This window comes from Rhodanobacter glycinis (genome assembly GCF_006438785.1).
Classification (GTDB): domain Bacteria; phylum Pseudomonadota; class Gammaproteobacteria; order Xanthomonadales; family Rhodanobacteraceae; genus Rhodanobacter; species Rhodanobacter glycinis_A.
Genome location: NZ_RCZB01000001.1, coordinates 1,313,956 through 1,327,189, shown reverse-complemented (window position 1 = coordinate 1,327,189; position 13,234 = coordinate 1,313,956). Strand labels below are relative to the sequence as shown.

General features: G+C 64.1%; 15 protein-coding genes. 7 read left to right on the top strand and 8 right to left on the bottom strand.

Going from position 1 to position 13,234, the window contains the following annotated elements; all coding sequences use genetic code 11:
• Positions 1 to 7: 7 nt before the first annotated feature.
• Both EAH75_RS06425 and EAH75_RS06420 read right to left on the bottom strand, forming a co-directional pair.
• Positions 8 to 1,564 carry a DUF1800 domain-containing protein gene (locus EAH75_RS06425; protein WP_140804808.1) on the bottom strand — a complete coding sequence of 519 codons (1,557 nt, stop codon included), beginning with the start codon at positions 1,562 to 1,564 and terminating at the stop codon, positions 8 to 10.
• Positions 1,565 to 1,680: 116 nt separating this feature from the next.
• Positions 1,681 to 1,968 (bottom strand): hypothetical protein, encoded by a 288-nt coding sequence (locus tag EAH75_RS06420; RefSeq protein WP_140650500.1) that lies wholly within the window; start codon positions 1,966 to 1,968, stop codon positions 1,681 to 1,683.
• A gap of 148 nt (positions 1,969 to 2,116) precedes the next feature.
• Here EAH75_RS06420 and EAH75_RS06415 point away from each other — a divergent pair, with 148 nt between their 5' ends.
• Positions 2,117 to 2,725 carry a class I SAM-dependent DNA methyltransferase gene (locus tag EAH75_RS06415; RefSeq protein WP_140650503.1) on the top strand — a complete coding sequence of 203 codons (609 nt, stop codon included), beginning with the start codon at positions 2,117 to 2,119 and terminating at the stop codon, positions 2,723 to 2,725.
• Between the two features lie 12 nt (positions 2,726 to 2,737).
• Here the strand turns inward: EAH75_RS06415 and nth are convergent, their stop codons facing one another.
• The 4 genes from nth to EAH75_RS06395 all read right to left on the bottom strand — a co-directional run bounded on the left by nth (position 2,738) and on the right by EAH75_RS06395 (position 6,696).
• Entirely contained in the window at positions 2,738 to 3,376 is a 639-nt protein-coding gene (nth, locus tag EAH75_RS06410; RefSeq protein ID WP_140650506.1) for an endonuclease III, read from the bottom strand.
• On the bottom strand, positions 3,373 to 3,978 hold the full coding sequence (locus EAH75_RS06405) for an RnfABCDGE type electron transport complex subunit B (protein ID WP_140650511.1): 606 nt from the start codon (positions 3,976 to 3,978) through the stop codon (positions 3,373 to 3,375). Before EAH75_RS06405 ends, nth begins: the two co-directional genes overlap by 4 nt.
• 7 nt (positions 3,979 to 3,985) lie before the next feature.
• Positions 3,986 to 6,097, bottom strand: a complete 2,112-nt coding sequence (gene metG, locus EAH75_RS06400; RefSeq protein ID WP_140804806.1) for a methionine--tRNA ligase — start codon at positions 6,095 to 6,097, stop codon at positions 3,986 to 3,988.
• A gap of 134 nt (positions 6,098 to 6,231) precedes the next feature.
• The gene (locus EAH75_RS06395; protein ID WP_140650518.1) at positions 6,232 to 6,696 is read right to left on the bottom strand and encodes a DUF2147 domain-containing protein; all 465 of its coding nucleotides are present in this window, start codon (positions 6,694 to 6,696) and stop codon (positions 6,232 to 6,234) included.
• 182 nt (positions 6,697 to 6,878) lie between these two features.
• On the opposite strand from EAH75_RS06395, the gene apbC reads away from it, so the two are divergent.
• From apbC to EAH75_RS06375, 4 genes are all read left to right on the top strand, one after another.
• Positions 6,879 to 7,973 carry an iron-sulfur cluster carrier protein ApbC gene (gene apbC, locus EAH75_RS06390; RefSeq protein ID WP_140804804.1) on the top strand — a complete coding sequence of 365 codons (1,095 nt, stop codon included), beginning with the start codon at positions 6,879 to 6,881 and terminating at the stop codon, positions 7,971 to 7,973.
• A complete protein-coding gene (locus tag EAH75_RS06385; RefSeq protein WP_240046178.1) occupies positions 7,970 to 8,509 on the top strand; it encodes an NADPH-dependent FMN reductase in 540 nt (179 codons plus the stop codon). Before apbC ends, EAH75_RS06385 begins: the two co-directional genes overlap by 4 nt.
• A gap of 76 nt (positions 8,510 to 8,585) precedes the next feature.
• Complete coding sequence (gene dcd / locus EAH75_RS06380; RefSeq protein WP_140650523.1) at positions 8,586 to 9,152, top strand: dCTP deaminase; 567 nt, start codon at positions 8,586 to 8,588, stop codon at positions 9,150 to 9,152.
• A 99-nt stretch (positions 9,153 to 9,251) separates the two neighbouring features.
• Entirely contained in the window at positions 9,252 to 9,764 is a 513-nt protein-coding gene (locus EAH75_RS06375; protein WP_140650526.1) for a hypothetical protein, read from the top strand.
• Between the two features lie 78 nt (positions 9,765 to 9,842).
• On the opposite strand, the gene EAH75_RS06370 is transcribed toward EAH75_RS06375, so the two are convergent.
• Both EAH75_RS06370 and EAH75_RS06365 read right to left on the bottom strand, forming a co-directional pair.
• Positions 9,843 to 10,259, bottom strand: coding sequence for an HIT domain-containing protein (locus EAH75_RS06370; RefSeq protein ID WP_140804802.1), 417 nt, complete (start codon positions 10,257 to 10,259; stop codon positions 9,843 to 9,845).
• Positions 10,256 to 10,924 carry a dienelactone hydrolase family protein gene (locus EAH75_RS06365; RefSeq protein WP_140804800.1) on the bottom strand — a complete coding sequence of 223 codons (669 nt, stop codon included), beginning with the start codon at positions 10,922 to 10,924 and terminating at the stop codon, positions 10,256 to 10,258. Before EAH75_RS06365 ends, EAH75_RS06370 begins: the two co-directional genes overlap by 4 nt.
• Before the next feature lie 108 nt (positions 10,925 to 11,032).
• Here EAH75_RS06365 and rimO point away from each other — a divergent pair, with 108 nt between their 5' ends.
• Together rimO and EAH75_RS06355 are read left to right on the top strand one after the other, a co-directional pair.
• Positions 11,033 to 12,352 (top strand): 30S ribosomal protein S12 methylthiotransferase RimO, encoded by a 1,320-nt coding sequence (gene rimO, locus EAH75_RS06360; RefSeq protein ID WP_140650535.1) that lies wholly within the window; start codon positions 11,033 to 11,035, stop codon positions 12,350 to 12,352.
• A gap of 4 nt (positions 12,353 to 12,356) precedes the next feature.
• The gene (locus tag EAH75_RS06355) at positions 12,357 to 13,178 is read left to right on the top strand and encodes a DUF3025 domain-containing protein (RefSeq protein WP_140650537.1); all 822 of its coding nucleotides are present in this window, start codon (positions 12,357 to 12,359) and stop codon (positions 13,176 to 13,178) included.
• Positions 13,179 to 13,234: the final 56 nt, after the last annotated feature.

The following is a 13,234-nucleotide window of genomic DNA, read 5'->3' as shown; positions in this document are numbered from 1 at the left end:
TGGCGCGTCAGCGGTAATTGAAATCGGGCGAGGACAGCAGGAACGTGTTCCATTCCGCCGGCGACTGCGCCTTGCCCAGCGCCGTGCGGGTGGCGTCGGACAGATGGGGCTCGATCGCAGCGCGATACAACGGTGTGTTCAACGTGGGTGCGCCGGGACGTGGTCCGGTAGCATCATCGTCACTCATGAACAGGCGATTCCTGCCGCTGCCGATCGCACGCGCCACATCGAAACGCTTGGCCATCTGGCCGGAGCCCGACCAGCTGGCACCGTCGAGTGGCCAGCCATCCGGCGTGATCCGGCCGAATACCGGTTCACCCATCTGGTTGAGCCAGTTGACCAGCGGTGCGGCGTTGCCGATCGGCTTGCCGTCATAGGTGAGCCGGATGGCCGAAACCAGGAACTGGGTCGGGTCCTTGAATTTCTTGCCGTGACTGGCCGCCAGCGCGGGCGAGTCGAACATCGTGCGCAGCACCGCGGCGATGTCGCCATCAGTGCGCTGGAATGTCTGTGTCATCGCCGCCACCAGTGCCGGCGGTGGCTGGTCGGCGACGAAATACTCAGCGAGCTGGCGCGAGACGAACCGCGCGCAGGCGGGCTGACGGGTGATCAGCGTCACTGCCTGTTCGATCTCGTCGTAGCCGCTGCCTTTGATCGTGTGGCCAAGCAAGGTCTTGTCGCTGAAGTCATGCCGGTTCGGGTTGAACACGAACAGGCCATCGCGCACGAAGCCGGCTCGCCCGCGTTCGCCGAAGCGGCCCGGTCGCCCCTCGCGCAGCGGCGCGATGCCGGCACCGGTGAGGATCAGCGCCAGCTGCTGCACGTCCTGCTGGGTATAACCGGCGCCCACGCCCAGCGTATGCAGCTCCATCAGCTCGCGTGCGTAGTTCTCGTTGGTCTTGCCCTTGATGTTCTGTGCGTTGTCGAGAAACTCCAGCATCGCCGGGCTTTTCAGCGTGGCCATCAGCAGCTCGCGGAACTTGCCCAGCGCATGCGGGCGGATCGCGTGCTCGGCGTAATCGGTGGCGACCAGTCGCACCCGTCCCTTGGCCGCGTACACGCTGAAGTGGTTGAGCCAGAACCACACCATCTGTTCCTTCAGCTGATCGCGGCCGTAGATGGCGTGCAGCAGTTCGACCTGTGCGTCCTGCTGATACAGCTTCTTCCGGTACTCCTGCAGGGTTTTCCTGGTGGCCTCCTTGTCGGTACCTTCGGCGGCGTTCTTGAATTGCTGCCGGTGGTCCCGGTAAGCCATCAACAGCTGTGCCGGCGGCGTGCGGACCACGTCGTAGCTGTTGATCAGCGCATCGATCGCCGGCGGCAAGGTGCTGTCGCGCGCAGCGAGCTCTTCGTCCAGGTAGCGGGCGCGGCCGAGCTGCTGATAACGCGCCACGCTGGCCGAGTCGATGCCGAAACCGACGCGCTGCAGCCACGCAACATCGTCATGGCTCAACGGCCTGTTGCTTTGCGCCGATACCGCCAGCGGCGCGAGACTGACCAGCGCAGCCGACAACCAGCGCAATACCCGGGTGATCCCTGAACGACGGATGGCATCTGACGGCATGTGGCATGTCCACGCTGGTTCGGGGCGACAGGCTGATGCCCGGTCCTTCGATTCAACGCAGGGAGGGCCATGTCGGATGACACGACCCGATTTTCCGCATGTTCTTGTCGAGCCGGTCAGAACTCGTCGACAAATTCGATACCGGCGTCGCGATCATTCGCGATCACCTCGGCACTCCCGCGCACGGTGTCGGCAAGCTGGTCATTGGGGGTGTCCACTTCAATGGAATAGACCTGGCCTTCGCTGTCGCTTACCGACTCGCTGGAACTGGAGTCGTCGCGCATGCCGGGGATCAGGTCGTCGATTTCCTCGACGTGCTCGATGCCGTCGATACCGTGCACGGTGGCGATGACAGCATCGGCGTCGGCGCGGTTGCCGATCAGGCGAAAACGGACCATGGGCATGGGGTGCTCCTCAATGCGATGTGCGGGAGGCCATGCTGGCAAGTGCAACGCATGCAGAAGGTGATGCCGTCACGGCAAGGCGGCATCATGGCAAGGGTGATTGACCCGCTATCATGCGACCTGGCCACCCAGACGAACTTCGACACCGATGCCCAAGACCTACGACCGCGACTATTTCGACAAGTGGTATCGCGATCCGCAGCACTCGATTGCCTCGCCGGCCGAGCTCAGGCGCAAGGTGGCGATGGTGGTGGCGCAGGCCGAGTACTACCTCGGCCGGCCGATTCGCAATGTGCTCGATGTCGGTTGCGGTGAGGCGCCATGGCGCGCGTCGCTGCGCGCGTTGCGCCCGGACATCGCCTATCGCGGGCTGGACGCCAGCGAGTATGCGGTGGCGCGCTACGGCCGCAGCCGCAATATCGGCCTGGCGCGTTTCGGCCAGCTGGAACAGCTGCGTTTCGACACGCGCTTCGACCTGATCGTGTGCACCGACGTGCTGCATTACCTGAAGCCGGCCGAGATCCGCGCGGGCCTGCAGGGCATCGGCGAGATGCTGGAGGGCGTCGCGTTTCTGGAGGTGTTCACCAGTCGCGACGATGTGGCCGGCGACCATCATGGTTTCCTGTCGCGCGCTCCGGTTTGGTATCTGCGCGAGTTCGGCAAGGTCGGGTTGCTGCCATGCGGTTCGCATTGTTACCTCGGGCCGAGACTGGAGCGTCACATCGCGGCGCTGGAACGGGCGCAACTGCCGGCCTGATCACGGGGCCAGTCAATTGGCGACGGTCTTGTCCTTGTAACGGCACAGGTCGCGGATCGCACAGTGCGGGCAATCCGGTTTGCGTGCCTTGCATACATAGCGGCCGTGCAGGATCAGCCAGTGGTGCGCGTCCTGCTTGAACTCGGCGGGGATCACCTTCTCCAGTTTGTCCTCGACCGCGCGCACGTCCTTGCCGGGTGCCAGCCCGGTGCGATTGGCGACGCGGAAGATATGCGTATCGACCGCAATGGTCGGCTCACCAAAGGCGGTGTTGAGCACCACGTTGGCAGTCTTGCGGCCGACACCAGGCAGCGCTTCCAGCGCCTCACGACTGTGCGGCACTTCGCCGTCGTGCTGCTCGATCAGCAGCCGGCACAGCGCGATCACGTTCTTCGCCTTCGCGTTGTACAGGCCGATCGTGCTGATGTAACGCTTCAGGCCTTCCTCGCCAACCTTGAGGATCGCCTGCGGCGTGTTCGCCACGGGATAGAGTTTCTTTGTTGCCTTGTTCACGCCGACATCGGTGGCTTGCGCCGACAACACCACCGCGACCAGCAGTTCGAACGGCGTGGTGTAGACGAGCTCGGTGGTCGGATGCGGATTGAGTTCGCGCAGGCGCGAGAACAGCTCGATGACATCGGCGCGCTTCAAGGCTTGGGCTCCTGCTGCCTGGCCTTGGCACGGGCCAGTGCGGCCAGCACGGGGTTGACCGGACCGGCAGCGGCATCGACTGCCGCCTTGCGTGCTGCCAGTTCCGTCTCGCGTTCGGCACGCAGGCGTTCCAGCCGTGCTTCGCGGCGCTGGAAATGCACACGCGCTGCATCGGCATGAGCGATGTCGATCTGCGCTTCCGGCATCGGCAGCAGCACGATGCAGTCGACCGGGCAGGCCGGCACGCACAGCTCGCAGCCGGTGCAGTCGTCGGCGATCACCGTATGCATCAACTTCGCCGCGCCAACGATCGCATCGACCGGACAGGCCTGGATGCATTTGGTGCAGCCGATGCAATCGGCCTCGACGATGCGCGCCAGCGTGCGCGGCTTTTCGGTGCCGTTCTCGGGATTCAGTCGCAGCACCGGTTGCTGCAACAGTGCGGCGAGCTTCTCGATGCCGATCACGCCGCCCGGCGGGCATTGATTGATCTTTGCTTCACCACGCGCGATCGCTTCGGCATACGGTCGGCAGCCGTGATAACCGCACTGCTCGCACTGCGTCTGCGGCAATAGCGCGTCGATACGGTCGGCCAGGGTCATGGCGATATCAGCGAACGGTGGCGCCCGGCTTCGCACCCTGGTCGGCGTCGAGCAGGAACAGGTCGCTGCCGCCGTCGCCGGCCGACAGGATCATGCCTTCGGAGAGGCCGAAGCGCATCTTGCGCGGGGCGAGGTTGGCGATGAACACCACGTTGCGGCCGACCAGTTTTTCCGGCTCGGCATAGGCGGCGCGAATGCCGGAGAAGATTTGCCGCGTGCCCAGCGGGCCGGCGTCCAGTTCGAAACGCAGCAGCTTGTCCGAGCCCTCGACGAACTCGCAGGCATTGACCTTGCCGATGCGCAGATCGAGCCGGGCGAAGTCGTCGATCGCGATCGTCGCTGGCACTGTGGCGGTTTCGTGGCTGGCGGGGACGTTCTCGCTCATGGGCTTGACCGGTTCCTTTGCTTTCTTGTGCTTAATCGGTGCGGCAACGGGCTCGGCGGGGCCGCCAAGCGAATCCTTCGAAGCCTCGACCATTGCCTCGATGCGCTTGGGATCGATGCGACCGAGCAACGGCTCGAAGGCGTGGATGGCGTGGTTGCGCAGCGCGGCGCGGGCGTCGTCGAAGTCGGCTATCGGCGCGGCCAGGAACTGTTCGGCCGCGGCCACGGTGGCCGGCAGCATCGGCTTGAGCATGCCGGCCAGCAGACGGAATGCGGTCAACGCGAACGAGCACACTTGATGCAGTTCATCGCGCAGGCTCTCGTCCCTGGCCATCGCCCATGGTGCCTTGGCCGCGATGTGGCCGTTGACGATGTCCGCCATCAACACGAAGCGGCGGGTGACCTCGGCGAAGTCACCGCTGTCGTACAGCGCAGCGATGCCGTCGTAGTGTTCAAGCAGGGTGTTCCACAACGCAGCTTCCTGGGTGCCGAACTGCGGTGCCAGGCGGCCGCCGAAAAACTTGTGCACGAAGCCGGCGGTGCGGCTGGCGATGTTCACCCACTTGCCGACCAGATGCGAGTTGACGCGTTCCTCGAACGCCTTGAGGTCGAGATCCACGTCGACCGGCGCTTCGCTGAGCATGGTGGCGAAGTAGTAGCGCAGGAACTCCGGATGGATGCCGGCATCGAGGTAGGTGCGCGCCTGGATGAAGGTGCCGCGCGACTTGGACATCTTGGCGCCGTTCACGGTCAGGTAGCCGTTGACGTGCAGCGCGGTGGGCGTGCGGAAGCCGGCGCCGTGCAGCATCGCCGGCCAGAACAGGCCGTGGAAGTTGATGATGTCCTTGCCGATGAAATGGTGCATCTCGGCGCTGCTGTCGGCGGCGAGGAAATCGTCGAACTTCAGACGGGTTTTGTCGCACAGCGCCTTGAAGCTGGCCAGGTAACCGACCGGTGCGTCCAGCCACACGTAGAGGAACTTGCCTGGCGCGTCGGGGATCGGGAAGCCGAAGTAGGGCGCATCGCGCGAGATATCCCAGTCCTTCAGGCCGCCGTCCAGCCATTCCTTCAACTTGGCCACCACGCCGCTGTTCGCCACCGGCATGCCATGCGTGAACTTGCCGGCGAACCAGTCGCGCAGCAGTGCCTCGAACTTGCCCAGTTCGAAGAAGTAGTGCTCGGAATCGCGCAGCACCGGCGTGGCGCCGGACATCACCGAGACCGGGTTGATCAGGTCGGTCGGCGCATAGGTGGCGCCGCAATGCTCGCAGTTGTCGCCGTACTGATCCGGTGTGCCGCAGTTCGGGCAGATGCCCTTGATGTAGCGGTCCGGCAGGAACATTTCTTTTTCGGGATCGAACAGCTGCTGGATGCTGCGCCTGGCGATGTAGCCGGCATCACGCAGGCGTGTGTAGATCAATGTCGACAGCTCGCGATTCTCTTCCGAATGAGTGGTGTGGTAGTGATCGAACGCCACGCCGAACGCGGCGAAGTCCGCCTCGTGGCCCTCGCGGATACCGGCGATGAAAGCCTCCGGCGTCATGCCGGCTTTTTCCGCGGCCAGCATGATCGGCGTGCCGTGCGCATCATCAGCGCAGACATAGACCACCTTGCTGCCGGCCATTCGCTGCGCGCGCACCCAGATATCGGCCTGGATGTAGCCCAGCAGATGGCCCATGTGCAGCGGGCCGTTGGCATAGGGCAGGGCGTTGGTGACGAGCAGGCGACGACTCATGGCAGGCAATCAATCAGGATGACTGCGCATTATGGCATGGCCGTCCAAATCCATGCCTGGTGCGGGCTGCCGCGCGCGTACAAAAACGGAGCGCGCCATCGGCGCGCTCCGGGTCGCACTGATGGAGTCAGCGATTATTCCTGACGTTCCCAGGTCTGGCTGCGGCCGAGCAGGGCGAAGCCGATGTAGCCGTGTACGTCGAGCTTCTGGCCACCGTCCGTCAATTTGAGTTTCACTTTGTAGATCTTGCCGCTCTTGGGATCGAGGATCTTGCCACCGTCCCACACGTCGTCGTCCTTGCTGACGCCCCACATGATGGTCATGCCCTCGATGGGCTTGTCCTTGCGCTCACCATCGCATTTGGTGCAGTTCGGGTGTTCGCCGTCCTTGGCCACGTCTTCGGGCGAGCGGTTCAGCAGCTTCACGATCCTGGCCTGGAACTCGCCGTTGTTCTCGGTGATCTGCACGATCGACTTCGGCTGGTGAGTGCTGTCGTCGATGGTTTTCCATGTGCCGGCCGGCGTGTCATTGGCAGCAATGGCAGTGCCGGCGGCCAGCAACAGGCTGGCGGCAAGGGTGAGGCGAAAAGCATGCTTCATGGTGTTCCTCCCGTACGAAAGCGTATGGATGCGAGACTGGCGAGGTTCCGCGGGGGCGTCAAGCTGCATTGCGCAAACGATCGCAGGCCGTGGCGCGGCGCGATCCGCGCCCTGATCCAAGTCAGCGGATCGCGCCCGGCGGGCTGGCATAATGGGCGCTTCCCGCACATACCCGAGCCGACATGACACAGGCGAATGAAGCCCTGGTTCGCCAGATCCTAGGCGACCTCATCGACACCCATACCGGCGCGCCGCTGGTCGAGGCCGTGCGCGCGATCGGCGTGGACGGCGCGAAGGTGTCGGTGGATCTGCAACTGGGCTATCCGGCGGCCGGTGCGATCGACGATCTCACTGCACGCGTGCGCCAGGCGCTGGAAGCCGATCCCGCGATCGACTCGGCCGCCGTGTCGATCACCAGCCGCATCCACGTGCACAAGGTGCAGGGCACGCTGGGTCCGTTGCCGAACGTGAAGAACATCATCGTGGTGGCATCCGGCAAGGGCGGGGTGGGCAAGTCCACGGTGTCGGCGAACCTGGCGCTGGCGTTGCAGGCCGAAGGTGCGAAGGTCGGCGTGATGGATGCGGACATCTACGGGCCCAGCCAGCCGACCATGCTGGGCGTGCACGGCAAGCCGGCCTCGCCCGACGGCAAGAGCATCACGCCGATGCAGGCGCACGGCATGCCGGTGATGTCGATCGGCTTCCTGGTGGAAGAGGACACGCCGATGATCTGGCGCGGCCCGATGGTGACCCAGGCGATGATGCAACTGCTCACAGACACCCGCTGGGAGCAGCTCGACTACCTGATCGTCGACCTGCCGCCGGGTACCGGCGACATCCAGCTCACGCTGTCGCAGAAGGTGCCGGTGGCCGGCGCGGTGATCGTCACCACGCCGCAGGACATCGCCCTGCTGGATGCGCGCAAAGCGCTGAAGATGTTCGAGAAGGTCGAGGTGCCGGTGCTCGGCGTGGTGGAGAATATGGCCACCCATATTTGCTCGAACTGCGGCCATGAGGAACACATCTTCGGCGAGGGCGGCGGCGAGAGGATGTCCTCGCAGTACGGCGTGCCGTACCTGGGTTCGCTGCCACTGGATATCCGCATCCGCGAGCAGGCCGACAGCGGCAATCCCACGGTGGCGGCGATGCCGGATTCCGACCTCGCCGCGCGCTATCGCGAAATCGCCCGCAACGCCGCCGGTCGGCTGTCGCGGCAGCCGCGCAACAAGTCGCTGGGGCTGGGCAAGATCGTGGTGCAGGGCGCGCCGGCGGCATGATGATGCGACGGGTGCTGTGCCTGTCGGGCAGCCTGCGCCGGATCTCGACGAATACGGCGGTGCTGCAGGCAGCGCGGCAGCTGGCTCCGGCCGGGCTCGATCTCATCTTGTACGAGGGGCTCGCGACGTTGCCGCTGTTCAATCCCGATGACGAGATCGAGCCATTGCCCGCTCCTGCGCAGGCGTTGCGGACTGCCGTCGGCGCCAGCGACGCCTTGCTGATCGCCTGCCCCGAATACGCCCACGGCGTGCCCGGTGCATTCAAGAACCTGCTCGACTGGCTGGTCGGCAGCCTGGAGTTTCCGGGCAAGCCGGTAGCCTTGCTGAATGCTTCCGGCCGCGGTTCGCACCACGCGCAGGACGCGCTGCGCGAGATCCTTCTTACCATGTCGGCACAGTTGCTGGACGAGGCCTGCGCCACCGTGCCGTTGCCGGGCGCCGGTTGCGAAGTGGCCGCGATATTGCGGGACGAAGCACGCTGCGCTGAATTGCGCGCAGTGCTGGCGGCACTCGCCGCGGAGCTGTCCGGCCTCTGAGGCTCGGGCCGTGGTATTTTGCGCATCTTTGGCCGGACGCCGTCCTGGCCGCAGCCGATTCGAGACTGGAGATCGCGTGAGCATCAAACCCGACAAGTGGATCCGTCGCATGGCCGAGCAGCACGGCATGATCGAGCCGTTCGAACCCGGCCAGGTCAAGTTGCGCGACGGCCAGAAGCTGGTGTCCTACGGCACCTCCAGCTACGGCTACGACGTGCGTTGCGCGCGCGAGTTCAAGATCTTCACCAACATCAACTCGACCATTGTCGATCCGAAGGCATTCGATCCATCCAGCTTCGTCGATGTGGAGGCGGACGTATGCATCATTCCGCCGAATTCATTTGCGCTGGCCCGTACCGTCGAATTCTTCCGTATCCCGCGCAAGGTGCTGACTATCTGCCTCGGCAAGAGCACGTACGCGCGCTGCGGCATCATCGTCAACGTGACGCCGCTGGAGCCGGAGTGGGAAGGCCATGTGACGCTGGAGTTCTCCAACACCACACCGCTGCCCGCAAAAATCTACGCCAACGAAGGCGTGGCGCAGATGTTGTTTCTGGAGTCCGACGAGGAGTGCGAGACCAGCTACAAGGACCGCGGCGGCAAGTACCAGGGCCAGCAGGGCGTGACTCTGCCGCGCACCTGAGCACCCGAGCTGAACGGCGTGCGCCCACGGCCCCGCCGTTGCCGCGACACGGCGTTACACTCCACCCGATACCACCCGAACGATTGCAAGGAGACCCGCATGATCCGAATTTCCACATTGCTGACGCGCGCCACGGCCGCGCTCATGCTGGGCAGCCTGCTCGTACTCGCCGGCTGCCATCGCGGCAGTACCAAGGATGAAGTCAGCGCGGCCTCGATGAAGGGGCAGTTTGACGCCACGATCAAGGCCTACAAGGGCGGCCAGTTCCTGATCGACGGTGCAGTGCTTTCTGCGCTGGATACCGGCAGCCATTTTGCCTACCTGAAGGACCAGGGCCAGCTGCCGAAGACCGTGCTGCTCGAACGCAGCGACGACTCGAAGATTCGCAAGCAGCATCTCGAATACATGGCGCGCATGCAGCTCGACTACGGTTTCATCGTGTATTACGACGATGACGGTACGTTGAAGAAGATCAACCCGGTAGCGATGAAGGCACGTCAGCTCGAGGACTATCACGCACCGGCCGCCATGCCTGACCAGATGAAGGGCAAGGACGCTGCCGGCAGCAGCCCTATGGAGCAGCAGCAACAACAGCAACAGCAGCAATACTGATTCCAGCCAAGGCCACAAACGGAAACGCCCGCGTCTCGCTCGCGGGCGTTTCCGTTTCCGGAGCATGGATCCTGGCTGTTACGGGGCGAACGCCTTGCGCAAACCGTCGATCAGCGCTTCTCGTGCCATCGGGCTATATGGCTCGGCGTCCCCGTACCCCCATACCGGTCCTGGCCAGGCTGCGTCGCCTTGATTGCGCGCGACCACATGGATATGCAACTGCCGAACGATGATGCCTAGAGCACCGATGTTGAGCTTCTCGCAGGGAGCAACCAGACGAAGTGCCGCTGCCGCGCGGTTGACCTCCGACCACAACGCGATCTGGTCTCCATCGCCCAAGTCGGCAATCTCGACCAGATCGGCCTGGCGCGGCACCAGAATCAGCCATGGGTAGCGCGCATCGTTCATCAGCAGCACGTCGCACAGGGGCAACGATGTGACCGGGCAGGTATCTTCGGTCAGTCGTGGGTCGAGCACGAAACCGGTGCCGCTCATGCACTGATCAGATGCTGGTCGAAGAAGGCCAGCGTGCGCTGTAGCGCCAGTTGCGCGCTCGCCTCGTGGTAGGGCTTGCTGCCATCGCGGTTGAACGCGTGGCCGGCCGGATAGGTGAAGGTCTCCATCTGCGGCAGCAGTTCGCGATGTTTCGCGACCGCCTCTGGCGGGATGCTGGAGTCCTTCTCGCCAAAGTGGAACATCACCGGCGCCTTCGGCTGCTCATGCAGGAACGGCAGGTTGCGCGCACCGTAATAGCTCACTGAAGGCAGGCCCAGCCGCAGTGCGGCGAGCAGCGCCACGGTACCGCCCCAGCAGTAGCCGACCGTGCCGATCCTGCCGGATGACGAAATGGCTTCGGCGGCGCTGGCGACATCTTCCAGCGCACGTTCCAGGCCCAGTTCGTTGACCAGTTGCTTGCCCTTGGCAGAGCCGGCCTCGTCGTAGCCCAACTCCACGCCGGTTTCCAGGTGATCGAAGAAAGCCGGCGCGATCGCGGTGTAGCCATGTTCGGCGAAGCGATCGACGACGCTGCGCATGTGTGCGTTGACGCCGAAGATTTCCTGGATCACCACGATGCCGCCTTTCGGTTTGCCCTGTGGCTGGGCCAGATAGGCGCCGATGCACTGGGTGCGCGTGGTGGGTAGGTTGATCTGTTGGCCCATGGTGGTTTCCACGTGGTTGAAGAGGCAGAGCTTAGCGGTCCGGCCACTTCGCCGATGCTGACGTATAATCGCCTGTTTCCCCAAACGTTTTCACGGTAACCCAAGCCCATGTCCCAGGCCGCACACAAGATCGGTTTCGTCAGCCTCGGCTGCCCCAAGGCGCTGGTCGATTCCGAGCGCATCCTGACCCAGTTGAAGGTTGAGGGTTACGAAATCGTGCCCAGCTACGGCGAGGCGGATGCCGTGGTGGTGAACACCTGCGGCTTCATCGACGCGGCCGTACAGGAGTCGCTGGATTCGATCGGCACGGCACTGAACGAGAACGGCAAGGTGATCGTCACCGGCTGCCTGGGCAAGCGCGAAGGGCTGATTCGCGAGGCGTATCCGGACGTGCTGTCGATCAGCGGACCGCAGGACTACGTCAGCGTGATGAATGCGGTGCACACTGCGCTGCCGCCGCAACGCAATCGTTTCCTCGATATCGTGCCGGACACCGGCGTCAAGCTGACCCCGAAGCATTACGCGTATCTGAAGATTTCCGAAGGCTGCAATCACCGCTGCAGCTTCTGCATCATCCCGTCGATGCGCGGCAACCTGGTCTCGCGGCCAGTCGACGAGGTATTGCTGGAAGCCGAGCGGCTGGTCAAGGGTGGCGTCAAGGAGTTGCTGGTGATCTCGCAGGACACCAGTGCCTACGGTGTCGACCTGAAGTACGCCGAGCGCGAATGGCGCGGCAAGTCATACCGCACGCGCATGACCGAACTGTGCGAGGGCCTGTCCGAACTGGGCGTGTGGACGCGGCTGCATTACGTCTACCCGTACCCGCACGTGGACGAGGTGATGCCGCTGATGGCGGAAGGGAAAATCCTGCCGTACCTGGACATCCCGTTCCAGCACGCCAGTCCCCGTATCCTGAAACTGATGAAGCGGCCCGGCAACATCGACCGGACGCTGGAGCGCATCAACAACTGGCGCAAGGTCGTGCCGGACCTGACCATCCGCAGCACCTTCATCGTGGGTTTCCCCGGCGAGACCGACGCCGAGTTCGCGGAACTGCTCGATTTCCTGCGCGAGGCAAAACTCGATCGTGTCGGCGCGTTTGCGTATTCGGCTGTCGATGGCGCCAGGGCGAACGAACTACCCGATCCGGTACCGGAAGAATTGAAGGAAGATCGCCTCGAACAGTTCATGGCGGTGCAGGCGGAAATCTCGGCCGCCAAGCTGCAGCACAAGATCGGTCGCACCATCAAGGTGCTGGTCGACGAGGCCGGTAGCGACGGTGCAGTCGCGCGCTCCGCAGCCGACGCGCCGGAGATCGACGGCACGGTGTTGATCGCCGATGGCCAGAGACTGAAGCCCGGTCAGTTCGTCGACGTCGTGGTCGAGGGTGCCAGCGAACACGACCTGCACGCGCGCCTCGCCGGCTGATCGCATGCGCTACCACGCGCCGTCGCGCGAGGCAGTCGATCCGGCGGTGTTCGGCCGGTTGCCGCTGGCGGCATGGCATGAATATGCCGCGCTGCTCGAGGGCGCCGAATGGCCGTCCATCGAGCTACTCAACCGTCGCCTGCCTGCAGGCGCGGCACATCGTTTCGTGGCACAGACGCCGGACTTGCTGGCCGATGGCCTGCACTACGAACAGCGCATCGCCGAGCATGGCGAGATCGCCACCCGCGAAGGCAACTGGCATGACCTGCTCAATGCGCTGGTGTGGCTGCGCTATCCGACGTTGAAGCAGGTGTTGAACCAGCGTCAGATGGCCGAGATCGCCTGCATGGGGCCGAAGCAGCGTTCGCGTGCCCAATACGCGATGACCCACTTCGACGAAGGTGGTGTCATCGTCGAAGTGCGTGATCCGGCGTTGCTGGCGCTGTGGGATGCACACGACTGGTACGACTTGTTCTGGCGCCACCGGCAGGCGTGGCTGGACGGTTCAATACGGCTGGAGCTGTTCGGGCATGCGTTGCTGGAACATGCGTTGAGCCCGGACAAGTTGCTGGTGGGCAAGGCGCTGGTGTTCGAGTCGACCGGCGACGTCGACGTCGATGTCGGAAGAGTGTCCGTCCATTGCGCCGAGGCGATTTTGTCGGGCCGATTGCTGCACGATCCACTGGAATTGCGCCCGCTGCCGCTGTCGGGGATTCCCGGTTGGCATGCTGACAACGCGGATGAGGCATTCCATCGCAGCACCGCCTGTTACCAGCCGCGCCGCGCCGGCCGCGAATATCCGCCAGCCTGTTCGCCATCTTGCTGAAACGTTCCCGACGCAGCTTGCCCCGATCGGCGTTCGCGACTATATACACAGAACAG